The 23,180-nt window shown below is 63.2% G+C and carries 19 protein-coding genes; 3 read left to right on the top strand and 16 right to left on the bottom strand.

Annotation, left to right across the window (positions count from 1 at the left end):
* Window positions 1–5 precede the first annotated feature (5 nt).
* Window positions 6–557 carry a cytochrome b gene (locus AC1RME_RS00925; RefSeq protein ID WP_096817655.1) on the bottom strand — a complete coding sequence of 184 codons (552 nt, stop codon included), beginning with the start codon at window positions 555–557 and terminating at the stop codon, window positions 6–8.
* Window positions 558–805: 248 nt separating this feature from the next.
* Window positions 806–2,590, bottom strand: coding sequence for a flavin monoamine oxidase family protein (locus tag AC1RME_RS00930; protein WP_096817653.1), 1,785 nt, complete (start codon window positions 2,588–2,590; stop codon window positions 806–808).
* A 223-nt stretch (window positions 2,591–2,813) separates the two neighbouring features.
* Between AC1RME_RS00930 and AC1RME_RS00935 the strand changes: the two genes are divergently transcribed.
* Both AC1RME_RS00935 and AC1RME_RS00940 read left to right on the top strand, forming a co-directional pair.
* Complete coding sequence (locus AC1RME_RS00935; protein ID WP_096817651.1) at window positions 2,814–4,220, top strand: adenosylmethionine--8-amino-7-oxononanoate transaminase; 1,407 nt, start codon at window positions 2,814–2,816, stop codon at window positions 4,218–4,220.
* A 145-nt stretch (window positions 4,221–4,365) separates the two neighbouring features.
* Entirely contained in the window at window positions 4,366–5,085 is a 720-nt protein-coding gene (locus AC1RME_RS00940) for a 16S rRNA (uracil(1498)-N(3))-methyltransferase (RefSeq protein ID WP_096817649.1), read from the top strand.
* A gap of 14 nt (window positions 5,086–5,099) precedes the next feature.
* Here the strand turns inward: AC1RME_RS00940 and trhA are convergent, their stop codons facing one another.
* Window positions 5,100–5,717 carry a PAQR family membrane homeostasis protein TrhA gene (gene trhA, locus AC1RME_RS00945; RefSeq protein ID WP_039757573.1) on the bottom strand — a complete coding sequence of 206 codons (618 nt, stop codon included), beginning with the start codon at window positions 5,715–5,717 and terminating at the stop codon, window positions 5,100–5,102.
* Window positions 5,718–5,858: 141 nt separating this feature from the next.
* Between trhA and AC1RME_RS00950 the strand changes: the two genes are divergently transcribed.
* Entirely contained in the window at window positions 5,859–6,779 is a 921-nt protein-coding gene (locus AC1RME_RS00950) for a LysR family transcriptional regulator (RefSeq protein ID WP_096817646.1), read from the top strand.
* Between the two features lie 37 nt (window positions 6,780–6,816).
* On the opposite strand, the gene madM is transcribed toward AC1RME_RS00950, so the two are convergent.
* The 13 genes from madM to AC1RME_RS01015 form a co-directional block, all read right to left on the bottom strand.
* On the bottom strand, window positions 6,817–7,581 hold the full coding sequence (madM, locus tag AC1RME_RS00955; protein WP_096817644.1) for a malonate transporter subunit MadM: 765 nt from the start codon (window positions 7,579–7,581) through the stop codon (window positions 6,817–6,819).
* 1 nt (window position 7,582) lies between these two features.
* The gene (madL, locus tag AC1RME_RS00960; protein ID WP_085709094.1) at window positions 7,583–7,999 is read right to left on the bottom strand and encodes a malonate transporter subunit MadL; all 417 of its coding nucleotides are present in this window, start codon (window positions 7,997–7,999) and stop codon (window positions 7,583–7,585) included.
* A 66-nt stretch (window positions 8,000–8,065) separates the two neighbouring features.
* Window positions 8,066–8,986, bottom strand: coding sequence for a malonate decarboxylase subunit epsilon (gene mdcH / locus AC1RME_RS00965; protein ID WP_096817642.1), 921 nt, complete (start codon window positions 8,984–8,986; stop codon window positions 8,066–8,068).
* The gene (locus AC1RME_RS00970; protein ID WP_096817640.1) at window positions 8,983–9,603 is read right to left on the bottom strand and encodes a malonate decarboxylase holo-ACP synthase; all 621 of its coding nucleotides are present in this window, start codon (window positions 9,601–9,603) and stop codon (window positions 8,983–8,985) included. The genes mdcH and AC1RME_RS00970 overlap by 4 nt, the downstream gene beginning before the upstream one ends.
* Window positions 9,597–10,382: a biotin-independent malonate decarboxylase subunit gamma gene (mdcE, locus tag AC1RME_RS00975; protein ID WP_096817638.1), complete on the bottom strand. Its 786-nt coding sequence runs from the start codon at window positions 10,380–10,382 to the stop codon at window positions 9,597–9,599. The genes AC1RME_RS00970 and mdcE overlap by 7 nt, the downstream gene beginning before the upstream one ends.
* Window positions 10,379–11,230: a biotin-independent malonate decarboxylase subunit beta gene (locus tag AC1RME_RS00980; protein ID WP_096817637.1), complete on the bottom strand. Its 852-nt coding sequence runs from the start codon at window positions 11,228–11,230 to the stop codon at window positions 10,379–10,381. Before AC1RME_RS00980 ends, mdcE begins: the two co-directional genes overlap by 4 nt.
* On the bottom strand, window positions 11,223–11,522 hold the full coding sequence (locus AC1RME_RS00985) for a malonate decarboxylase subunit delta (RefSeq protein WP_003229075.1): 300 nt from the start codon (window positions 11,520–11,522) through the stop codon (window positions 11,223–11,225). The genes AC1RME_RS00980 and AC1RME_RS00985 overlap by 8 nt, the downstream gene beginning before the upstream one ends.
* Complete coding sequence (locus AC1RME_RS00990; protein WP_096817636.1) at window positions 11,522–12,394, bottom strand: triphosphoribosyl-dephospho-CoA synthase; 873 nt, start codon at window positions 12,392–12,394, stop codon at window positions 11,522–11,524. The genes AC1RME_RS00985 and AC1RME_RS00990 overlap by 1 nt, the downstream gene beginning before the upstream one ends.
* Window positions 12,394–14,064: a malonate decarboxylase subunit alpha gene (mdcA, locus tag AC1RME_RS00995; RefSeq protein WP_096817634.1), complete on the bottom strand. Its 1,671-nt coding sequence runs from the start codon at window positions 14,062–14,064 to the stop codon at window positions 12,394–12,396. The genes AC1RME_RS00990 and mdcA overlap by 1 nt, the downstream gene beginning before the upstream one ends.
* A 99-nt stretch (window positions 14,065–14,163) precedes the next feature.
* Window positions 14,164–14,631, bottom strand: a complete 468-nt coding sequence (locus AC1RME_RS01000) for a chemotaxis protein CheW (RefSeq protein ID WP_096817632.1) — start codon at window positions 14,629–14,631, stop codon at window positions 14,164–14,166.
* Window positions 14,624–20,539, bottom strand: a complete 5,916-nt coding sequence (locus tag AC1RME_RS01005; protein WP_096817630.1) for an Hpt domain-containing protein — start codon at window positions 20,537–20,539, stop codon at window positions 14,624–14,626. Before AC1RME_RS01005 ends, AC1RME_RS01000 begins: the two co-directional genes overlap by 8 nt.
* 22 nt (window positions 20,540–20,561) lie before the next feature.
* Entirely contained in the window at window positions 20,562–22,622 is a 2,061-nt protein-coding gene (locus AC1RME_RS01010) for a methyl-accepting chemotaxis protein (RefSeq protein ID WP_096817628.1), read from the bottom strand.
* Between the two features lie 13 nt (window positions 22,623–22,635).
* Window positions 22,636–23,175: a chemotaxis protein CheW gene (locus AC1RME_RS01015; protein ID WP_085731577.1), complete on the bottom strand. Its 540-nt coding sequence runs from the start codon at window positions 23,173–23,175 to the stop codon at window positions 22,636–22,638.
* Window positions 23,176–23,180 lie beyond the last annotated feature (5 nt).

A 23,180-nucleotide genomic window follows, 5' to 3' on the forward strand; every position in this document is an offset into this window, starting at 1 on the left:
GAACGTCAGGCTTTGCGACCGAGCATTCGGGTAAGGGTCGCATCACGATCGATAAAGTGGTGCTTCAATGCTGCCAACGCATGAAGGCCGGAAAAAATTACCAGCGCCCACGCCAGGTACAGATGAATCACCCCAGCGGTATCTGCCTGGTCCGGTAGTCCGGAAACCAGTGCAGGAACTTCAAACAGGCCAAACACCGGGATCCCGACACCGTCTGCGGTGGAAATCAGGTAACCGGCAAGCATCACGGCGAACAGCGCAAGGTAGAGGAACCCATGGCCGAACTTGGCGCCGATGCGGGTCATGCGGCTGTAGCTCTGCAGCGTTGGCGGCGGAGGGCTGACAAAACGCCACAGCACCCGCAACACCATCACAGCCAGCAGCACCAGACCGATGCTCTTGTGCAGATCCGGCGCGTCTTTGCGCCAGGTGCTGTAGTAATCCAGCCCCACCATCCACAGACCGAGTGCGAACAATCCGAAGACTGCCAGCGCCACGCCCCAGTGCATGAAAATGCTGACCCAACCGTAGCGCGAAGAAGAGTTACGTAGCTGCATTGCCCAAATCCTGTGAGAACTGCGAACCAAGACTAGCGAGTTATCTATCGAATTAAAGCGGAAAATTTCGCTTTGAAATATCGAGAAATACGATCAAGAGTCTTGAACAGGGGAGTTAAGGAAAGATTAAAGGCGAAAGTGTGGCGGGATGTTAGTTGGCGGCTCGCAGATTTCCACTCACCGGACCGACTGACAGGCAATAAAAAAGCGCGGCATGAAAGCCGCGCTTTTTCATTCACCGCAAAGCCTTACTGCGCTTTGGTATCGGTCGCTGCTGCAGGCTTGGCCGCTGGCTTCTTCGCCGGCTCAGCCTTTTTCGCTGCAGGTTTGGCCGGGGCCTTTTTCGCCTCGGTTTTCGTCGCAGGTTTTTTCGCTGCTGGCTTGGCTGCCGCTTTCTTGGCTGGCTCGGCTTTCGCCGGGGCCGCTGGTTTCGGTGCTTCTACCGGGGCTGGCGCAGGAGCCGGGGTCGGCGCAGGTGCTGGAGCGGCTGGGGCCGGTGCCGGCTCTGGCGCTTTCACTGGCTCCGGTTTCTTGTCGTCGTCCGAACCGCCGAACAGGTTGGTGAAGAAGTTGCCTTTCTTCGCCGCCGTGGCCGCACCCGCTGCGCCTGCCGCCGCTGCTGCGGTGGCCGCTGCCGGGCCGACCTTGATCGGTTCGAAGGATTTGCCCGCCGCCAGGTCTTCAACCTGACTGGCCGCACGCTGACCGGTGCGCAGTGCGCCTTCCAGGGTGCCCGGGTACAAGGTGTCGGTGTGTTCGCCGGCAAACGCTACGCGTTGCAGCGGACGTTCCCACAGGCGCCAGAATTTGCTGATCTGGCCAGGACCGAAGGCCAGGTAAGAACCGCCAGTCGACGGGTCGGTGCTGTAGCGACGGATTTCATAACCGGTGAACGAGCCACGGGCCTGTGGATAAAACGTGTGCAGACGGATCAGCACCTGATCGACCATCTGCTTGTCGCCGAAGGCCTGCATCACACGGGCGTTGTCGCCGGACAGGTTGATCACCACGTTCGCGCCGCCCTTCAGGGCCGGCTCGATCCACAACATGCCCAGACCGGTGTTGCTGTAGATCTCGCCGGACATCCGCGCCTTGCTTTCCCACACTGGCGTCTTGAATTTCAGCATGATCTGGTCGCGCCAGCCGTAGTTGGTGCCCTTGATCGCCGCCAGGTGCTGGGCGTCCAGCGCCGGGGTCAGCTGGATCTTGTTAAGCGCGCGCAGTGGCACGGCCAATACGACGTAATCCGCCGAATAGCCAACGCTGCCGACCTTGACGGTCACGCCGTCCTTGTCCTGGGTGATGGCGGACACCGGCGAATCGGTCTTGATGGTTTTCAGCTGCTTGACGAAGGCCTGGGCCAGCACCGGGCTGCCACCGACCAGACGCGAAGCGCGCAGGTCACGGTCGGACACGCCGCGATAAACCCGGCTCTGCTGCGCGAAATACAGCAGCGACAGGCGCGAAGGTTCGTCGTAGTGGGTGCGGATATCCTGGTTGATCAGCTGACGCGCGGTGGCTGGCAGGTTCTGCTTGTCGAGCCAGCTCGACACGTTGATCTGGTCCAGGGCGTGCAGGGTGTTGGTCGCGGCCGGGTTCTGCGGATCGTCAATCGAACGCGCCAGATCGTCGCGGGTCTTCTCGTAGGCCTTCAGCGCCTGGGCGGTGGCCGGTTGCTTGGTGGCCAGGTCGGCGGCGGAGAAATACTCGCCGTCGATCAGGTAACCCGGGGTCCGCACGAATTCAGGGGCCGGCGTGGTGCTCAGCTTGAAGGTCGACACGTATTTGTTCAGCACCGGCTGAGCCTTGTCGTTGCCGATCCACTCGCTGGTGGCCATGCCCGAGCGACCGCCCAGGCTCGGCTTGGCTTCCAGCAGCGTCACCTGCCAGCCCTTGTTCTGCAGTTCGTAAGCCGCAGTCAGGCCCGACAGGCCGCCGCCGATCACGATCGCGGTTTTATCCTTGGCCAGCGCCGTAACGCTAAACAGCCCCAACACCACAAGCGCACAGGCGCGCAGCCAACCGACAGACATTCAGCGAACTCCGGAAAAACACGTAGGAAAAAGCAGTTTTGCGGGTCAGACGACCCAAAGAACCGCGAAGAATACGTCAGCCATCAAAACGCCGCCAGCAACGTCTATCGGCCCATACAAAGTAGCTCAATCGACACAATGGGTTGTCCCGACGCGACGCATTGCATAGGCTTGCGCGATTGTTTGCCCGCGCCTGACGCGAGCCGCCTCGAGGAGACTGAACATGGGCCTGAACAACCAGTGGATGCAACGCGATCTCGCGGTGTTGTGGCATCCCTGCACCCAGATGAAAGACCACGAACAGCTGCCGCTGATCCCGATCAAGCGCGGTGAAGGCGTCTGGCTGGAAGATTTCGAAGGCAAGCGTTATCTGGATGCCGTCAGTTCCTGGTGGGTCAACGTGTTCGGTCACGCCAACCCGCGCATCAACCAGCGCATCAAGGATCAGGTCGATCAGCTGGAACACGTGATTCTGGCCGGCTTCAGCCATCAGCCGGTGATCGAGCTGTCCGAGCGTCTGGTGAAAATGACGCCAGAGGGCCTGAACCGGGTGTTCTACGCCGATAACGGCTCGTCCTGCATCGAAGTCGCACTGAAAATGAGCTTTCACTACTGGCTCAACCGCGGCCAGTCGAACAAGAAGCGCTTCGTCACCCTGACCAACAGCTACCACGGCGAAACCATGGCGGCGATGGCGGTCGGCGACGTGCCGCTGTTCACCGAAACCTACAAAGCGCTGCTGATGGACACCATCAAGGTGCCGAGCCCCGATTGCTACCTGCGCCCCCAGGGCATGAGCTGGGAAGAGCATTCGCGCAACATGTTCGCGGCCATGGAACAGACCCTGGCGGAAAATCATGACAGCGTCGCTGCGGTGATCGTCGAGCCGCTGATCCAGGGCGCCGGCGGCATGCGCATGTATCACCCGGTCTATCTCAAGCTGCTGCGCGAGGCCTGCGACCGTTACGGTGTGCACCTGATCCACGATGAAATCGCTGTCGGTTTCGGCCGTACCGGAACGATGTTCGCCTGCGAACAGGCCGGCATCCGCCCGGACTTCCTGTGCCTGTCGAAAGCCCTGACCGGCGGTTATCTGCCATTGGCGGCGTGCCTGACCACCGACGAGGTGTACAGCGCGTTCTACGACGATTACCCGACCCTGCGCGCCTTCCTGCATTCGCACAGCTACACCGGCAACCCGCTGGCCTGTGCGGCGGCGCTGGCGACGCTGGATATCTTTGAACAGGACAACGTGATCGAGAACAACCGGGCGCTGGCTCAACGGATGGCGTCGGCCACGGCGCATCTGGTGGATCACCCGAACGTTTCCGAAGTACGCCAGACCGGCATGGTGCTGGCCATCGAGATGGTCAAGGACAAGGCCACGAAAGAAGCCTATCCGTGGCAGGAACGTCGCGGCCTGAAGGTGTTCCAGCACGCGCTGGAGCGTGGCGCGTTACTGCGTCCGCTGGGCAGCGTGGTGTATTTCCTGCCGCCGTACGTGATCACCCCGGAGCAGATCGACTTCCTCGCCGAAGTCGCCAGCGAAGGCATCGACATCGCCACCCGTGACAGCGTCAGCGTGGCGGTGCCGAAGGATTTCCATCCCGGTTTCCGTGATCCGGGCTAAGCACAACGGCTCGTACTCGTTACTCGTTCCCACGCTCTGCGTGGGAATGCAGCCCGGGACGCTCCGCGTCCCAAAGCGGACGCAGAGCGTCCAATGAGGCATTCCCACGCAGAGCGTGGGAACGATCTAATTAAAGAGAACCACCATGAGACTGTCCCGCTTCTTTATCGACGCCCCGCTCAGCATTGGCGAACACGAACTGCCGGAAGCCCAGGCGCATTACATCAGCCGCGTGCTGCGCATGGCCGAGGGCGATGCGGTGCAGCTGTTCGACGGCTCCGGCCACGAGTTTCGCGGTGCACTGCTGGAAGTCGGCAAGAAGCGCGTGACGGTCAGGATCGACGAACAACTCGCCGGCCAGGTCGAGTCGCCGTTGCAAATCCACCTCGGCCAGGGCCTGTCCCGGGGCGAGCGGATGGACTGGGCGATCCAGAAAGCCACCGAACTGGGCGTCAACGAAATCACCCCGATTTTCAGCGAACGCTGCGAAGTCCGCCTCAAGGATGAACGCGCCGACAAACGCCTGCTGCACTGGCGTCAGGTAGCGATCAGCGCTTGCGAGCAGTGCGGTCGTTCGCGGGTGCCGGTGATTCATCCGCCGGTGTTGCTGGCCGACTGGTTGAAACAGACCGAAGCCGAACTGAAACTGGTTCTGCACCCGGTGGCCGAACCCTTGGTCAGCCACGCCAAGCCATCGACCCTGGCGTTCCTGATCGGCCCTGAAGGCGGCTTGTCCGACGCCGAAGTCGAGCAGGCCAAAGGCAACGGCTTCCACGCCGCCCGCCTCGGCCCGCGCGTGCTGCGCACCGAGACCGCGCCGGTTGTGGCGCTGGCGGTGGCGCAGCAACTGTGGGGTGATTTCTAAACCTGTGGGAGCGATTACAGAACGTAAAACAGAATCGCCACAAAATGCAGCAGGCTCCCGGCGATCACAAACAGATGCCAGATCCCGTGGGCATGCCGCAACCGGTGATCAAGGGCAAAGAAGATGATCCCGACGGTGTACAACACGCCGCCCGACGCCAGCCAGGCAAACCCCGCCGTCCCCAGCGCCGCGATCAGCGGCTTGACCGCCACCAGCACGATCCAGCCCATCACCGCGTAGATCACGATCGACAGGATCCGCGCCTCCGAGCGCGGCTTGATCTCTTGCAGGATGCCGATCAGCGCCAGTCCCCAGACAATCCCGAACAGCGTCCAGCCCCACGGCCCGCGCAGGGTCACCAGGCAGAACGGCGTGTAACTGCCGGCGATCAGCAGGTAGATCGAAAAGTGATCGACCTTCTTCATGATCGCTTTCTTGCGCCCGCGCACGCTGTGGTACACGGTGGATGCGCTGTAGAGCACCAGCAAAGTGAAAGCGTAAATCGCCACGCTGACGATCTTCCACGGGCTGCCGTCGAGGCTGGCAATCACCAGCATCCAGACGCCCCCGATAAACGCCGCTATCGCCCCGACCAGATGCGTCCAGGCGTTCAGTTTTTCTCCGTGATACATGTGTCGCACACCTCGATTTCATTACCGCAGCGCGCAAGGCTCGGGCCTTGAGCGTAAAAGCGCAATGTTTCCGTTCAACGCGGGCCTGCGCCTGTCCTGATATTTGGGCACAATCGACCGATACCAAGAAGAGTCCGCGCCATGCTGATCGACGAAGAATTGACCCTGAAGAAACTCGAGGTGTTCCTCGCCTTCATGCGTACCGGCAACCTCGCCCGCGCCGCCGCCGAGTTGCAGACCAGCAATGTCAGCGTGCACCGCGCGATCCATTCGCTGGAAAGCGCCCTGCGCTGCCCGTTGTTCAAGCACGAAGGACGCAACCTGACGCCGCTGGAGAGCGCCTATGTACTCGAAGAGCGGGCGCAGAAGCTGATTCAGGACGTGGTCGAAAGCGTGCGCCTGACCCGCGAAGCCGCCGGGTTCTCGGCAGAACGCTTCAAGCTCGGCTCGCTGTATTCGCTGACGGTGAAGACCGTGCCGCAGCTGATCATGGGCCTGAAGATCCGCCGCAGCGAACTCAACATCGATCTGATCCTCGGCTCGAACATCGACCTGCTCTACAAGCTGAAAAACATGGAAGTCGACGCGATCCTGGTGTCGCTGGACGACAGCGTCAACGACCCGGACTGCGAGCAGATTCCACTGTTTTCCGACGACATCTTTCTCGCCACGCCGGCCGATTCCCGCTTCGCCCAACGCAGCGAAGTGGATCTGGCGGAGGTCCGCGACGAAACCTTCATCACCCTTACGCAAGGCTTTGCCACCCATCAGGACGGTATTCGGGTGTTCCGCCAGGCGGGGTTCGAGCCGAAGGTGGCGATGCAGGTCAACGACATCTTCACCCTGCTGAGCATGGTCAGCTCCGGGGTCGGTTATGCATTGCTGCCGGGGAGGATTGCGGCGGTGTACGAGAACCGGGTGAAGCTGATTCCGTTGCAGGAAAAGTATCGGTTGCAACAGCACATTGGCGTGGTGTTCCTGAAGGCCAAGGAGCGGGATCCGAATCTGCTGGCGTTGCTGGCGGAGTGTCGGATGTATGCGAATCGCCAGACCACCCAATGATCGCTCCCACGCTCTGCGTGGGAGCGATCTTCAGAACCTAGCCAACAATCCCGCGCACGATGAAGAACAGCAGCGAAGGCCCCAGCAAGCACCCAAGCCCGGTGTGAAACGTAGCCGTCAACGCCCCATAAGGCACCAACCGCCGATCCGTCGCCGCCAGCCCGGCCGTCACGCCACTCACGGTCCCGGCCAACCCGCCAAACACCATCGCAGAGCGCGGATTGTCGAGGCCCATCCAGCGCGCCGCCACCGGGGTGCCGACCATCACCAGAATCGCCTTGATCAACCCGGTGGCAATCGACAACGCCATCACATCCGAGGTCGCGCCAATCGCTGCGCCGGTCACAGGCCCGACGATATAAGTCACCGCACCCGCGCCGATGGTGGTCATGCTTACCGCATCGCGGTAACCGAACGCCCAGGCCATGCACGCGCCGACTATGAACGGCAGGATCGTGCCCAGCAGCAGCGCGATCACGCCAATCAACCCGGCCTTCTTCGCCTCGGTCGCCTGCACCTCGAACGCCGTGGCAACGATGGCGAAATCCCGCAGCATCGCGCCGCCCATCAAGCCGATGCCGGAGAACAGCGAAAGATCCGCCAGGCCTTTCTGCCCACCGGTCATGGTGCCGCCAACCCAGGCCAGCACCAGGCCGATGACGATGGCGATCGCTGAGCCGTGAATCCGCCCGAACGTCAGGCGTTTGGAGAGAATCACCGAGACCCACATGATCACGCCGACGAAGGCGAACGCGGTGACCAGACCGTTGTGCTCCAGACCTTTTTCAATGAGATCCCACATATCAGCGACCTCCTACGGGCGTGCCGACCGGGGAGACTTCCGCCGGTTCATCGGGCAACGGTTCGCCCTTGTGGGTACGGCTGATCAGCGCAATCGTGCAGCCACAGACCACCACCGAACCGATTGCCGCCAGCACCGCCACCGGGCCGCCGTGCAGGGCGGTGACGACGTTCTGTTGCGCAGCCATCGCCACCACCACCGGAATGTACATGGCGCCCCAGAAGCCGACGCCCATCTCGCAGTCCTTGGTCATGCCGCCGCGTTTCTGCATCCACAACCGCGCGCAGATCAACAGGATCATGGCGATGCCGACCCCGCCGACGTTGGATTTGACCCCCAGCAGCACGCCAAGCAGGTCACCCATGATCACCCCTGCCAGCGTACAGATCGCCAGCAGCGCCACACCGTAAATAATCATTGTTGTAGTCCTCAAAGTGCATCGTCGAATGTTGTTTTTGTTGTTCGAAGCCTGAGTCGCGGCGGTCTAGAGTCGGCGGCCCTCCTCCTCTCGCAACAGCGCCTGCAAGGTGTCGAGCCGGGCACTGTCGAAGGCAGTGACAGTCCCCTGTTCGAACACCCGGCGCGCCAGCCCGGTCAGCACCGCACCGGGCGGCAGTTCGATCTGTAGTCGCACGCCGCGCTCGTAGGCGCTTTGCACGGTGCCGCGCCAGTCCACCACGCGGCACATGTTGAAGGCGAGGTCGTCGCGCAGCGCTTCAACCTTGGTCACGGGCCTTGCGCGACTGCCGCTCAGGTAAGCGATTTTCGGTGTTTTCAGTTCAACCCTGGCGAACGCTTCGGCGAGGGTTTGCGCAGGCTTATCCAGCAACGGGCAGTGCGACGGCACGCTAACCGTCAGACGTTTTGCCAGCCCGGCGCCACGACTGCGCGCCAACTCGGCGACCGTTTGCATTGCCTTGTCGCTGCCGGCAATCACCACCTGGTTATCGGCGTTGATGTTGGCCAGGTACACCGGTGTTTCTGCGTTGTGTACCTGAGCCAGCAAAGCTTCGACTGTGGACAATTGCAGACCGATGATCGCGGTCATGCCGAAGCCCTGTGGATAAGCCTGCTGCATCAACTCACCCCGCAGGCTGACCAGATGCAACGCATCGCTGAAGCTCAACGCTCCGGCAACCACGGCTGCCGGGTAGGCACCGATGGACAGGCCGGCCACGTAATCTGCGGTGAGTCCGGCCTGCAACAACTGCCGCGAGGCCGCGACCCCGGCGATCAGCAGACAGAGCTGAACCGCCCGGGTGCTGCGCAACGCTTCGCTGGAATCCAGCCGCAAGACATCTTCACCGAGCCCATCACTGGCCTCGATCAGTGTTTCCCGAGGCAAACGCTGGAGCATGCCGGGCTGCTGCGCGCCCTGACCGGGAAACACCAGCAGGCTGCTCACGCTGCCTGCTCCTGCGGGTTCCATGGGTCGCTGACCAGACAGGCTTCATGGGCATTTTTCAGCAGCACCCGCGCAGCATTCCCGGCCCACTCGCGCAGCGCGACGGCACCGAATGGTGTCTGCAATTGCAGGTCGACCCGGCAGGCTGCCTGATCGAAAAGCGCCACCAGTTTGCGCGCCTGATTACGGGTCATCAGTTGCGGCGCTCGCAGGATCAAGTCGAGATCGCTGGCCTCGTGCATTGCCGCAAAGCCGCTCGCAAGCTCAAACCCGGCACTGCCACTGACGCCCCAGATCCAACCGCAATCATCAAGCACCGGCCGCAGTTGCCGGAGCGCTTGCATGACCGGTAGATCACGCTCGCTCTCGACATGACAAAGGGCTTCCGGGCTGACCCGACAAGCAATCGCATCGATGGCCATGAACGCCGCCAACCGCTGCTCGCGCAACACACCGCGTACACCCACCGCCACGAATCCCTCAGCACTCAACGCCCGCCGCACCACCACCGGTTGCCCGGCAGCCAGCGAATCAATCGCCCACTGCGGCGCATCCGCCGGCAACTGCGCCGGCGTCATGCCCCACAGCAGGTCGTGGGCGAGAACGCTGTTCACCACTGCGCCCTCAGCAATTCACGTACGCGGCTGGAGGCTTCGCGATTTTTCGCGCCGAGACGATTGCTCAAGTCAGTCGCGGCAACATCGCCGATGGCTTGCTTCAGGCATTCGCCGACCCGCGCCAGATCCTCCGCCGTCGGCTGTTCGATCTGCTGCACCGACAGGGTTTCCCAGAGCAAGCCGAGGCTGGCGTAGCTGTCGATGTCATAGGCCATCGGCGGCACGCTGGAGGCCAGAGCTTCCAGTTCTTCGACGCTGCGCAAGGTCACCCGCGCCGCCGAAGCCTTGCCCATCGCATGCACCATCACCCCCGGATCACGCAGGGCGATCAAGCGATTGGCCTGATAACCGTGAGCCAGAAATGCCCCCGACATGGCCTTGCCTACCAACAATGCAATCACCGGATGCCCGGCCAGACGAGCGCGGGCGTAAGCGTCCGCCGCACCGGCCAGAGCCTGATGAATGCCGAGGGCTTCTTCGCGGCGACCGTAGGCCTGGCTCGGCACATCGACGATGGCAATTAAGGGACGTTTTTGTGTTTTGTCACGGTCAGCGGTGATTGCGTCATCCACCGCTTTGGCCAGACCCCAGCCTTCGAGCAACCCGACTTCACCGTTGCGAGCGCGAGGGAAACGGTTTTGCGGATCGGCGACCACCGCGATAAAGCGCCCAAGTGGGCCGTCGGCGACCTTCAACGATGGCGGCAAACCTTCAACCACATTCGCGCCAGCGCTCAAGGCGTTGAACCAGTTCAAACCGCGCACGGAATAACCGCTCATGAGCGCTCTCCTTGATACAGATCGCGAACCACCGAAGGCTCGATTTGCTTGTCAGTGTCCAGGCTCGCCAGACGTTGCAGGAACCATTCGGCCCGCTGGCTGCGCGGTTGCAGCGGCAAGCCTTGTTGCAGCAACTCGCCGACCTGTTGGCGAATCTGCGCCACGTCATCGGCGACATAGCGATCCACCAGGCCACTGGCAAACCGTTGCTCGCCACCGGTCAGGCTCCAGATGAAGGGCCGGTCGCGGGAGTCGTATTCCTCGATCCCGGCTTCCTGCTCGATCACCTGCGGGCCGTTTAGGCCGAGGCGTGCTTCCTGGGTCACCAGCAAGTAGCTGCACAGGGCGGCGGCAATCGACATGCCGCCAAAGCAACCGACACTGCCGGCCACCACGCCGACTACCGGTTGGTATTGCTGCAGATCGACAATCGCCGCGTGGATGTCGGCAATCGCGGCCAGTCCGAGGTTGGCTTCCTGCAAGCGCACGCCGCCGGTTTCCAGCAACAGAATGGCGCGGGTCGGGATGCCTTTGCGGTTGTCTTCCGCGGCCAGCTCCAGCGCGCCGGCGATTTTGGCGCCGCCGACTTCACCGAGGCTGCCGCCCTGAAACGCGCCTTCAATCGCCGCGATCACCACCGGCAAACCGTCGAGGCTGCCCTTGGCGATGACCACGCCGTCATCGGCCTGCGGTACCACGCCCTGACGTTCCAGCCACGGCGACATGACGCGTTGAAACGGGTCGAGCAGTTCGCGGAAAGTACCGGCGTCGAGCAAGGCTTTCGCCCGCTGCCGTGCGCCAAGTTCGACGAACGAATGTTTGTGCAGAAGCGCTGAGGTATCAGTCATGGCCGATCTCCTCGAAGCCTTGTTCCAGACGCAGGCGCACCACGCCCGGGGTCGCACCGAAGTCGTGGATATCGATGGCCATCGCCGGCGGTGTGGTGCCGTCGAACATCCGTGCGAACAGATGCTGCCAGCGCTGCTGCGCGCCGTTGACCGAGGTCTGCACGTTGATCGTCAACTTGCCGGCGAGGCCCGGTTCGATCAGCACTTCCAGATCGCCGGAACCGACACATCCGACCAGCGCCCGACCACGTGGCGGCTGCCCGGCGGGGAATTCAAAAGATAAGGTTTCCATCAAAACGCTCCCTGAAGGATGCCGTCGCACTCGATCCGGTCGAGCAATAACGTGGCGGCGAGCAAGTCGGCGGCGCCACCGGGCGAGGCATTCAATGCGATGAGTTGTTGATCCAGCTCGTGCAAGCGGCGGCGACCGGTGAGGCTGGCGCTGCCACCGGCGTCGAGCACTGCCTGGGCGCCGTGCTGCATGGCGTGCAGGCCCGGTTCGCCGGCGCGGTACAGGACGCAGGTGTCGGCGAGGTCGGTCATGATCGCGAGCAAGGCATCAAGCCGGGCGTTCTGTTCGCCATGGCCGGCGACGCGGCTGCGTTTGAGCTGCGGCAAGCCGCGCTGCACTACGGACGGGAAGCCGAGCTGCGCTTCTTCCCGGGCACCGCGAGCGCCGTAGCGTTGGGCGACTTGGGCGCCGTGGCTCAGCGGGCGCGGCGCATAACGGTCATCGAGCAACGCCAGACGTGCGGCGCGCAGAGTGACGGCGCTGGCGCTGGTGGATTTGGTATCCAGCGCAGCGGCCGTGACCAGCAGGCCCAACGCCCAGATCGCCCCGCGATGGGTGTTCACGCCGTGGGTGGTGGCGAGCATCGCTTGCTCCCCTTCCCGTCCGATACGGCCGATGGCTTCACGCAGCGGCAAGCCGATCTCGCCGAACTCAAGCGCGGCCTCGGCCATTTCCTTGAACGCCGGCCACAGCGCCAGCGCCGAAGCGTGCATCAATCCCAGGTGCAGATCGGTATGCGCACCATTGCCGCGACGGTCGACCAGCGCCGGTTTCGGCGACAGATCGGCTTCGTCGATCAGCGCGTCCACTGCCAGGTCCGCCAGCCGTTCCGCGAGGGTGATGGTTTTCGGTTGCAGGTTGAGTGCGTGCATTACCAGCTCCTGAACTTGGCGGGCGGGTTGTAGAGGCCGCCGGACCACTCGACCAGATCGGCCACGCTCTTCGCCGCGAGCAGTTCGCGGGTGGCGTCGGTGCGGCGGATGCCGAGGTCTTCGGGCAAGGCGATCAGGCCTTCGCGGCGCATGCGTTCGGTGTCTTTCGGGTTGTGCCGCAGGCCGATGGCGGTGACGCCGGCCACCGCTGCGATCATCGCCTGACGCTCTTCCAGCGAGCGCGCCTTGTACAGATAGGCGATGCCCTCTTCGGTGAGCAAGTGAGTGACGTCGTCGCCGTAGATCATGATCGGCGCCAGCGGCATGCCGCTTTTCTTTGCCACCTCCACCGCATCGAGGGTTTCGACGAAGGTCGGTTTGCCGCCCTCCTGGAAGGTCTCGACCATTTGCACCACGAGTTTCTTGCCGCGTTCGAGCATCGGTTGCTGCGAATCGTCATGGCGCATGTCGAGCCAGGCTGGAGTGCCGTGACGGCGACCGCGTGGGTCGTGCCCCATGTTCGGTGCGCCGCCGAAACCGGCGAGGCGACCACGGGTCACGGTGGAGGAATGGCCATCGCCATCGACTTGCAGGGTTGCGCCGATGAACAGGTCCACCGCGTATTGCCCGGCCAGTTGGCAGAACATTCGGTTGGAACGCAGCGAACCGTCACGCCCGGTGAAGAACACGTCCGGCCGCGCGGCGATGTAGTTTTCCATCCCCAGTTCGGTGCCGAAACAATGCACGCTTTCGACCCAGCCGCTTTCGATGGCCGGGATCAGCGTCGGGTGCGGGTTGAGCGTCCAGTTGCGGCAGATCTTGCCCTTGAGGCCGAGGGATTCGCCGTAGGTCGGCAGGATCAGTTCGATGGCCGCGGTGTTGAAACCGATGCCGTGGTTCAGCGACTGCACATTGTGTTTTTCGTAGATCCCGCGGATCGCCATCATCGCCATCAGTACATGCACAGGTTTGATGTGCCGAGGGTCGCGGGTGAACAGCGGCTCGATGTAGAACGGCTTGTCCGCCACCACCACGAAATCCACCCACGACGCAGGAATGTCAACGCGAGGCAGTTCGCTGACGTCGTCCACCAGTTGATTGACCTGGACGATGACGATGCCGTCACTGAACGCGGCCGGTTCGATCAGCGCCGGGGTGTCTTCGGTGCTCGGGCCGGTGTAGATGTTGCCGGCACGGTCGGCCATAAACCCGGCCGAGAGCACGACGTTGGGGATCAGGTCCACCACCAGCCGGGCGTAGAGTTCGATGTAGGTGTGAATCGCACCGATTTCCAGCAAGCCGTCTTCGAGCAACTGGCTGATGCGCAGGCTCTGGGTACCGGCAAAGGAGAAATCGAGTTTGCGGGCGATGCCGCGTTCGAACAGGTCGAGGTGCTCGGAGCGGCCAACGCTGGGCATGATCATGTGCAGGTCGTGCAGCTTCTCGGGATCGGCCTTGGCCAGCGCACGGGAAAGAAAATCCGCCTGCTTCTGGTTGTTGCCCTCCAGCACCACACGGTCGCCGGGCAGGATCAGCGCCTCAAGCGCCGCGACGATCCTGTCGGTGGGCAACACCACACCGTCGGCCAGCCCGCGCACCTTGTCGAGGCGACGCTGCTTCTCGTCGCGCCGCCGCGTCCAGCGCGAGTCGGGGGAAATTGTTGTTGTCATGCTCACTCCACGGGGTTCGCTGTCGTGGAGCTACCTTAGGAGTGTGTTCGAGGGGCATCAATCAAGCGCGGCGCGTGATCGTTACGCCTGGAGTAACGATTACGCCAAGCCGGCATCTACCAACAGCTTCTCCAGCGCCAACAGATCCGGCACCTTCGCCACCTGCTCCCCAACCTGCACCGCCGCCTGCTCCAGCGCACACAGCGGCACGTCGACATAGCTCAACTGGCTGTCGAGCTTGTAGGAGCGCGGAATCCCCTGCACCAGCAAGGCAATGAAGCGCAGCGTCGGCAATCCGCCCAGGGCGTTGAGGATGACAATCCGTGCCCGTTCGCCGATGACGATCTTGTTGCCGCACGCCGACTCGAAACTCAGCAGCGGAATCTGCCGTTCGCGCCAGGTCACCCGGCCCAGATACCACGGCGGTGTATCGAGGTCGAAGGCGCTGGACTGGTAGTCGATCAGCTCGGCCACAGCGACGTTGGGCAGGATCAGGTTGCGATCGGCCAGCGGCAGCAGCAGCCCGGTGAGCTGGCTGCTGCGCTGGTTATGACGCCGCTCATGCATGTTTTTTGCTCCACAGGGCAATGCTTTCGAGCAGCACCGATTCCTGGTACGGCTTGCCGAGGTAGTCGTTGACGCCGATGGCCATGGCGCGGTCGCGGTGTTTCTGCCCGGTGCGCGAAGTGATCATGATGATCGGCAGGTGTTGCAGGCGCTCATCGTGGCGCACCTGGGTCGCCACTTCGAAGCCGTCCATGCGCGGCATTTCGATGTCGAGCAGCATCAGGTCCGGCATGTGCTCTTCCAGCAGCAACATTGCGTCGACCCCGTCCTTGGCGGTCAGCACGTTCATGCCGTGGCGTTCGAGCAGACGGCTGGTGACCTTGCGCACGGTGACCGAGTCGTCGACCACCATCACCAGCAGCGGCTTCTGCGGCTCGCTTTCAATCTCGTGACCGGTCGGACGCTGCGGCAACCGCGCCTGCATCGCGCGGATCGGCGCCAGCAGATCGAGGATCAGCACCACCCGGCCATCGCCGAGGATCGTCGCCCCGGACACGCCCTGCACCGCCGCGAACTGCGGGCCGAGGCTCTTGACCACGATCTCGCGGGTGCCGGCCATGGCGTCGACCTGCACCGCGATGTGCCGCTCGTTGCATTGCACTAGCAGCACCGGCAGCGGCAGGCTCTGGCCGAGCAGTTTCGGCCGTGGCGCGGTTTTCAGCAGCTCGCCCAGATAGCACAGTTCATAACGCTGGCCGCCGTACTCGTAGCGCGGCGGATCGTGACGGAAATGCCCGTCCAGTTCATTTGGCAACACGCGAACGATGCCGTCGATGGTGTTCAGCGGAATCGCGTATTGATCCTCGCCGCACTGCACCATCAGCGCACGGTTGACCGACACGGTGAACGGCAGGCGAATGCGAAAATGCACACCCTGCCCCGGCACCGAGTCGATGCTCATGGTGCCGCCCAGTTGCCGTACTTCTTCGTGCACCACGTCCATGCCCACGCCGCGCCCGGAAATCTGGGTGATTTTTTCGGCGGTGGAGAAGCCCGGCTGAAGGATGAACTGCAACACTTCGCGGTCGCTGATTTCAGCGTTCGGCGCCAGCAAGCCACGCTTGATCGCCTTGCGTCGCACCGCGTCCAACGGCACGCCGGCGCCGTCATCGCGGATGTCGAAAACGATGTCGCCGCCCTCGCGGGACAGGTCGAGGCTGATCTGTCCTTGGGCCGGTTTACCCGCTGCCAGTCGCACGTCGGCCGGCTCCAGACCATGGTCGACGGCGTTGCGCAACATGTGCTCCAGCGGTGCGGCCATGCGTTCGAGGACGTTGCGATCCATCTCGCCTTCGGCGTTGCCGACGGTGAACGCCACGTCCTTGTTCAGCTCTTCGGCAACCTGGCGGACGATGCGTTTGAGCCGCGGCAACATGCGCTCGAACGGCACCATGCGCGTACGCATCAGGCCTTCCTGCAATTCGGTGTTGATCCGGCCCTGTTGCTGCAACAGGTTCTCGGCGTCGTGGGTGCGCCGGTCGAGGGTTTCCTTGAGGTCGAGCAGGTCGGAGGCGGATTCGAACAGCGCCCGGGACAACTGCTGCAACTGCGAATGGCGATCCATTTCCAGCGGATCGAATTCTTCATAGCCCAGGCGCTCGGCATCCACTTGCTGACGACTGAGAATCCGCCCCTGGGTTTCGGTATCGAGCCGGCGCAACTGATCGCGCATGCGCTCGATGGTGGTTTCCATCTCGTTCAGGGCTGTCTGTGCATCGCTGACTTGCTGCTCGATACGCCCACGGAAAATCGAGGTTTCGCCCGCGAGGTTGACCAAGTCATCGAGCAGTTCGGCGGAGACCTTGACCATGTCCGCGCCGGCCTCGGGGACGGGGGCGGTGGCTTCGGTTTTAACCGGCGCCGGCAACAACAGCGGTGGCGTTGGTGCGGCCACCGGGTGGCTGAAATTCTGGATCGCGCTGATCAGTCGATCCGCTGGCGGGCACGGCTGGCCGGCGCGCACCGCGTCGAGCATCTGCGCCAACCGGTCATGGCCGCGCTGCAACAGGGCAAACAGTTCGGCGCTGCCCTGCAGGGTGCCGGAGGACAGGCTTTCGTACAGGTATTCCAGCTCATGGGCGAGGTCGCCGATGGGGCCGATTTCCACCATCCGCGCGCCGCCCTTGAGGGTGTGCAGGTCGCGCAGCAGGGTTTCCACTTCCTGGCGATTGCCGGGCTCGGCCTGCCAGCGCAGCAGCGCGGCGCCGGAGTTTTCGATGATGTCGAAACCTTCTTCGAGGAAGATTTCCAGCAATTCCGGATCGTGCCCCGGGCCGTCATGGCTGGCGACGGCGGGCGGTGTCTCGGGACTGCCGGCCTGACCCTGACGGAATTGGCGGATCGCGTCGATCAACTCCTGGGCCGGTTTCAACGGCTGATGGTCATGCAGTTGATCGAGGAACAACGCCAGGCGGTCATGGCTTTGCAGCAACAGCCGGCCCAAGGCATCGCTGTGGTTGTAGCGGCGATCCACCAGGCCTTCGTAAAGGCTCTCCAGTTCCTGGGCAAGATCACCGACGGCCTCGACCTCGGCCATTCGCGCACCGCCCTTGAGAGTGTGCAGATCCCGTTGCAGCGACGACAGCGGCGCGCCGTTTTCCGGGTCGTTCAACCAGCGCTGCAAGGCTTGCCCGGCGCTGTCGAGGATGTCCACCGCCTCTTCGAGGAAGATCTCGACGATCTCGTCATCCGGGGCGATCCCGGTGGTGCTTTTTTGCAGTTCGGCAGTGGCGCTGCCCAGTTCGGAAATGCTCAGGGTTCGACTGCCGTCGCTGCGAATCAGGCCCATGGCCGACGGGTCGAGGCTTTCGTCGAGCAGTTCGTGCAGCGCACGAATGCGCTGCGGTTGCGGGGTAATTTCCTGGCCGGCGGCCAGTTCGTCGAGCATGTTGATCAGCGCTTCGTGAGCGTGTTGCGCCTCAAGGAAGAACCGCTCGCTGACCGCCAGGCTGCTTTCTTCCACCGCGCCATACAGGTCGAGCAAGGCTTCGCACAACACATCCACCGGCAGCAGATCTGCCAGGTGCGCGCCCTCGCCGAGGGTCGTCAGTTCATCCAGCAGCGCGCTGAGTTCCTGGCGTTCGCCGGGGTGCTGCTGCCAGCGTTGCAGGAGGTTTTCGGCGTCGAGCAGGATGTCCATGCCCTGGGCCAGGAAGTTGTTGATCAGTTGCGGATCACGCTTGACCCGCAAGCTGCTGCTCGGCGCATTGAGGATCGATTCCAGCCGCTCACTCAGCAGGGTTTCAGTGCGTTTGATCAACGACTGGGCACCGACAATCGGCGCCAGCGGATCGTGCTTGAGCTGACGCAGACCGACGCGGAACAGGCCCTCGGCTTCCAGCAGCAATTCCACTTCGTCGAGGTCCAGCGCCAGTTGATGGGCCTTGTATTCCCGGGCCAGTTTGTCCAGCGGCGCCGCCAGTTCGGCGATCGGCAATACGCCGGCCATCGACGCGCTGCCCTTGAGGGTGTGCAGCGCTCGCTGCAATTCATCGCTGGCCTGCAACGGCACGTGTTCGGCGGCCTGATCGAGGAAGCGGTTGAGGCTGGCGAGGTGGGTTTCGGCTTCGTTGCGGAAAATCTCCAGCAACAGCGGATCGAGCGCCGCGACGTCTTCCACGTCTTCGGCCGGCAGCGGCGTGTCGCCCTTGGCCAAGGCGTGGGCGCGAGCCGCCAGTTGATCGACATCCTGACGCTGGCGCTGGTGGTTGATGGCGAATTCGGCAATCAGGTCCGGCAGCAACAGCAACGTATCGGCGAGCAATTGTTGCACCGCCGGGCCCGGCTCGACGCTGTGCTCCAGCACGCGATTGAGCAGGTTTTCCACCGCCCAGGCCAGTTCGCCGAGAACCAGTGCACGCACCATGCGTCCGCTGCCTTTCAAGGTGTGAAAGGCCCGGCGCAGTTCGCTCAGGGCTGTGCGATCCTGCGGATCGGCGGTCCAGCGCGGCAGGTATTCGCGCAGCACATCGAGCACTTCCTCGGTCTCTTCGAGGAACACCTCACGCAACTCGTCGTCCACCGGCTCTTCATCGGCCGGTGGCGGCAGCAGACTGCCGGGCGTGGTCAGCGCTGGCGGGTTGACCGCCGACACCGGGCTGGCCAGTACGTCGGCCAGCGACTGCACGATGTCCGGGTCATCGAGTTCCTGAAGGTCCTGCATCACCAGCGCTTCGCTGGGGCTGAGCACATCGTCGAGCAGCGGCACCCGTTGTTCGCTGGGCGGCTCGTCAGGAAAGTAGCCGAGGCTGGCCAGGCTTTTCTGCGCCACGTCCAGCAGTTGCTCGCTCGGCGCCTGCGGGTCATCGGTCAGGCGTTCGAGGTAATACTCAAGGCTGGTGATGACATCGGCGAGGTTATCCAGTTGCTGCCAGCCCGGCTCATGGGGATCGAGCAGCAGATGCTCGCGGATGAACCCGTTACAGGCTTCCAGCAGGCTCGCCGCACGGGTCAACGGAATCATCGCCAGTGCGCCGCGCACCTGGGTCAGCAGCGCTGGCAACGGTTGCAGTTGCTGGCGATCCCAGTCGGCGTCGATGTAGTCGACGATCATGTCCTTGGCCTGTTGCAGGCAGATACGCGCTTCCTTGATCACGATCTGATGGATCTGCGTCAGGTCGGTGGTTGGCAGGCGCGAGTCTTCCGGGCTCTCCGGTTCCACCGTGCCGACCATTCCGGCCAGCGTCGCTTCGACGTAAAGCAAGGCACCGGCGACGTCCATCAACGTGGCGTCGTTCGGTTCGCGCTGACCCTGAGCGAGGCTGAGCACCACCGCCAGTTGATCGATGATGACCTTGCGCGGCTGTCCGAAACCGAGCACCGCGAGGGTGTCGGCGATCTGCCGCAGCGGCGCCAGCAGGCTGTCCAGATCCGAGGTGTGCTGGCGGTCGCTGCGCACGAACAGGTCGAGGCGCTCCTTGACCCGCACCAGCTCTTCGCACAACGCCGCGAGCACCGAGCGCATGGCATCGCGGTCGGGGCCGGCCAGGCGCGCGCGTTCTTCGTCGACCATCGCGCTGTCGGGCAACGCGTCGTCCAGGGAGTAGCGATCTTTCATGGTCAGCATCTGCCCGGTGGGATGTTCGGCTTTGGCAATATAGAACAGCAGGCTTTTGAACAGCTCGGGCGGCGGTGGCTGGTTGAGGCCGGCCATGCCTTGCTCGAGCAGACGCTTGAGTTCCTTGTCGGCGTCCTTGAACAGGCTGCGCAGGGCCGGGCTGTTGGCGATCCGGCCTTCGCGCATGCCCTCGACCAGCGCCGAGGCGACCTGCCACAACGGGCTCAGCGGTGCCTCGCCGCTCAAGGCTTCGAGGCGGGTGAAGACTTTGCTCAGGTAACCGAGATGCGTCTGGTCGTCCTGCTCGCGGAGCAATCCCACCAGTGCCATCTGCAACATCTGCCGCAACTTGCGCAGCACATTGGGCAGATCCGCCGGTTCCAGCAGGGCCAACGCTTCAGGGCTCAGCGGCGGCAGCTCGGGCAATTGCGGGCTGAACAGGCTGGTCTCGGACAACAGGCTTTCGCCCCGGGCGCTGCGCAGATCATTGATCAGCGGCAGCACCACCAACGGCAAGTCACGACGGGCACCTTGCACGCGATCGAGGTAGATCGGCAATTGGCCGAAGGCCTGCAACAGCAGGTGCAAGGCTTCGTCGCGGTGGCTGACGCGATCGTTCTGCAGGGCTTCGACCAGGTGCTCCATCTCTTCGGCGAGCAAGGCCGCGCCGTAGAACTCGACCATCTGCAGACTGCCGTGGACCTGGTGGATGCACGCCAGGCACTCGTCGAGGCCGGGCACCGACTGCGGATCGTCGAGCACGGCTTCGATGGCCTGATGCGCCTGCCTCAGCGTTTCGGCAATTTCGCCCTTGACCCATTCGAGGGCCACGTAGTCGTGCCGGTCACCCATAACCACTCCGCTCGACATGAACTCACGCCTTGTCCGTGGCGGGCGCTGCCGCCGCGGGCAAGGTGAACCCGGACACCGAACGCCGCAACTGGCTGGCCATTTTCGCCAGGTTGCCGATGCTTTCGGCGGTGGCCGTGGAGCCGGACGAGGTCTGCGAGGTGATCTGCTGGATCACGTTCATCGTCAGGGAAATCTGCCCGGCCGAAGACGTCTGCTGCTGCGCTGCGTTGGAAATGCTCTGGATCAGCGCCGCGAGGGTCTTGGACACGCCTTCGATTTCTTCCAGGGCCACACCGGCATCCTGCGCCAGCCGCGCGCCGCGCACCACTTCGGTGGTGGTCTGTTCCATGGAAATCACGGCTTCGTTGGTGTCGGTCTGGATCGCCCGTACCAGTGTCTCGATCTGCCGGGTCGCAGCGGACGAACGTTCGGCCAGCCGTTGTACTTCGTCGGCAACCACCGCAAAACCGCGCCCGGCGTCACCGGCCATCGACGCCTGAATCGCCGCGTTGAGGGCGAGGATGTTGGTCTGGTCGGCAATGTCGTCGATCAGGCTGACGATATCGCCGATTTCCTGGGACGACTCACCCAGACGCTTGATGCGTTTGGCGGTGTCCTGGATCTGTTCGCGAATGTTGTCCATGCCGTGGATGGTGTTGTGCACCACCTCGTTGCCCTTGTTGGCGATCTCCACCGAACGCTCGGCCACCGCCGAGGATTCGGCGGCGTTGGCCGACACTTGATCGATGGACTGGGCCATGTCGTTGATCGCGGTCGAGGCTTCGGAAATCTGCTGGGCCTGATGCTCGGAAGCCTGGGCCAGGTGCATGGCGGTGGCCTGGGTTTCCTGCACCGCAGCGGCGACCTGGCCGGCGGTGAGGTTGATGGTCGCCACCAGGTCGCGCAACTGGTCGACCGAATAGTTGATCGAATCGGCGATGGTCCCGGTGAAGTCTTCGGTCACCGAAGCCGTTACCGTCAGGTCACCATCGGCGAGATCTTCGATTTCATCCAGCAGACGCATGATCGCGTTCTGGTTGCGTTCGTTCTTCTCGGCGGTTTCCTGCAACTGCCGGTTGGTTTCCCGGACCATGACCATGCCGATCAGGATGATCGACGCCAGCGCCAGCAGGCCCAGCACGTAACCGCCGATGGTGTCGGTGTTGCGCCCGCCGGCGAGGTTCTCGAAACCGGTGGCCAGGTGCGAGGCTTCGTCGAGCAGGGTCTGCGACAGGCTGAAAATGTTGGTGGCGGACTCGCGGACCTTGAACAGCTCCGGCGAGGTTTCGAGAATTTCATCCACCGAGCCCGAGACGAACTGGAACAGCTCGGAAATCTCGCTCAGACGAGCGCGGGCGTCGCGGTCTTCGACCTGGCTGATCTTCAGCGTCGGGTTGCCTTGCAGCATGCCGTTCAACACCTGACCAAAACGCGCGGCGTCACGACCGAAGGCATCGGCAGCCTGTTGCGAGTTTTCATCGCCGGAGAGCACGGTATTCACCGCGCCGAGAATTCGCTCGGCCAGCAGCGACTGACGCTGGGCCATCGCCACCTGCGCCGCCGGGGCGCCGCGTTGCAGGAGGATCTCGACGACTTTTTCGTATTCGATCTGCAACTGCGGCACGGTTTCGGCCAGGGTTGCGGCGACCTGATGCAGGGACAGCACGGTCTGTTCGCTGGACAGAATGGCGTCGGTGTTTTTCAGCAGGCGTTCCCAGTCCAGCTGCACGGCGCGCATTTCCGGGCGCACGGTGGACGGTGCCGGCGGCAGGCCGGTGGCCGGGTCGCCCTTCTTCAGGTAACCCCAGCGCTGGGCGAAATCGTTGCGCGCATCGCTGAGCAGCTTGAACGCGGCCGACTTGCCGGCCGCCGCTTCGGTGGCGTTCTTGGCGATCCGCTGCGACAGCACCCGCAGCTCACCGGCGTGGCCGATGTACTGTTTGTCGTAGTTGGCCTGGGTGTTGAGGTAAGCGAAATTGGCGAACAGCAGCATAATGAACACGATCAGCGCGATGAACAGCACGATGATCTGCGAGCGGCTGCGCGAGCCTTCTGCGGGCTTGCTGGTTTTTGCTTTGATCATCGGTCCTCGCCTGTTAAACCGCGACGTGCATGAAACTCGGTGACTGCGCCAGCGCAAACAGGCTGAACACTCGCCAGTTCTGCTCGCGTCGGAAATACCCTTTGACGAACTCGCCCTTGGAGCCTTGCCGTTTACGGATCGAGACGGGTTCGAAGCTGTCTTGCTCGAAGTGCTGCAAGCCGAAAACCTCATCGACCAGCACACCGGCAAAAACGTCCTGATGCTCCACTACCAATACCCGCCGCTGCTTGCGCATGGGTGACAGCTCATGGCCGAAGAATCCGCACAGGTCCATGATCGGCAACAACCGCCCGCGCAGATTGGCCACGCCCTTGACCCACGGCTTTACCCCCGGCAGTTGGGTGAAACGCGGTTCGGGCAGCACTTCGCTGACTTCGCCCATCGGCGCGACGTACCAGTGCTCGCCGAGGCGAAAGCCGATGCCGCTCCAGCGATCCTGGCGCGCCGGTTGCGACGGCAGGTCCGCCGCCAGCAGGCGACAGCGCTGGTCGATCTGCCACAACAGTTCGAACGCGGTCAGCGACTCGCTCATGGCGG

This window comes from Pseudomonas sp. GW822-FHT03F08 (assembly GCF_058801265.1).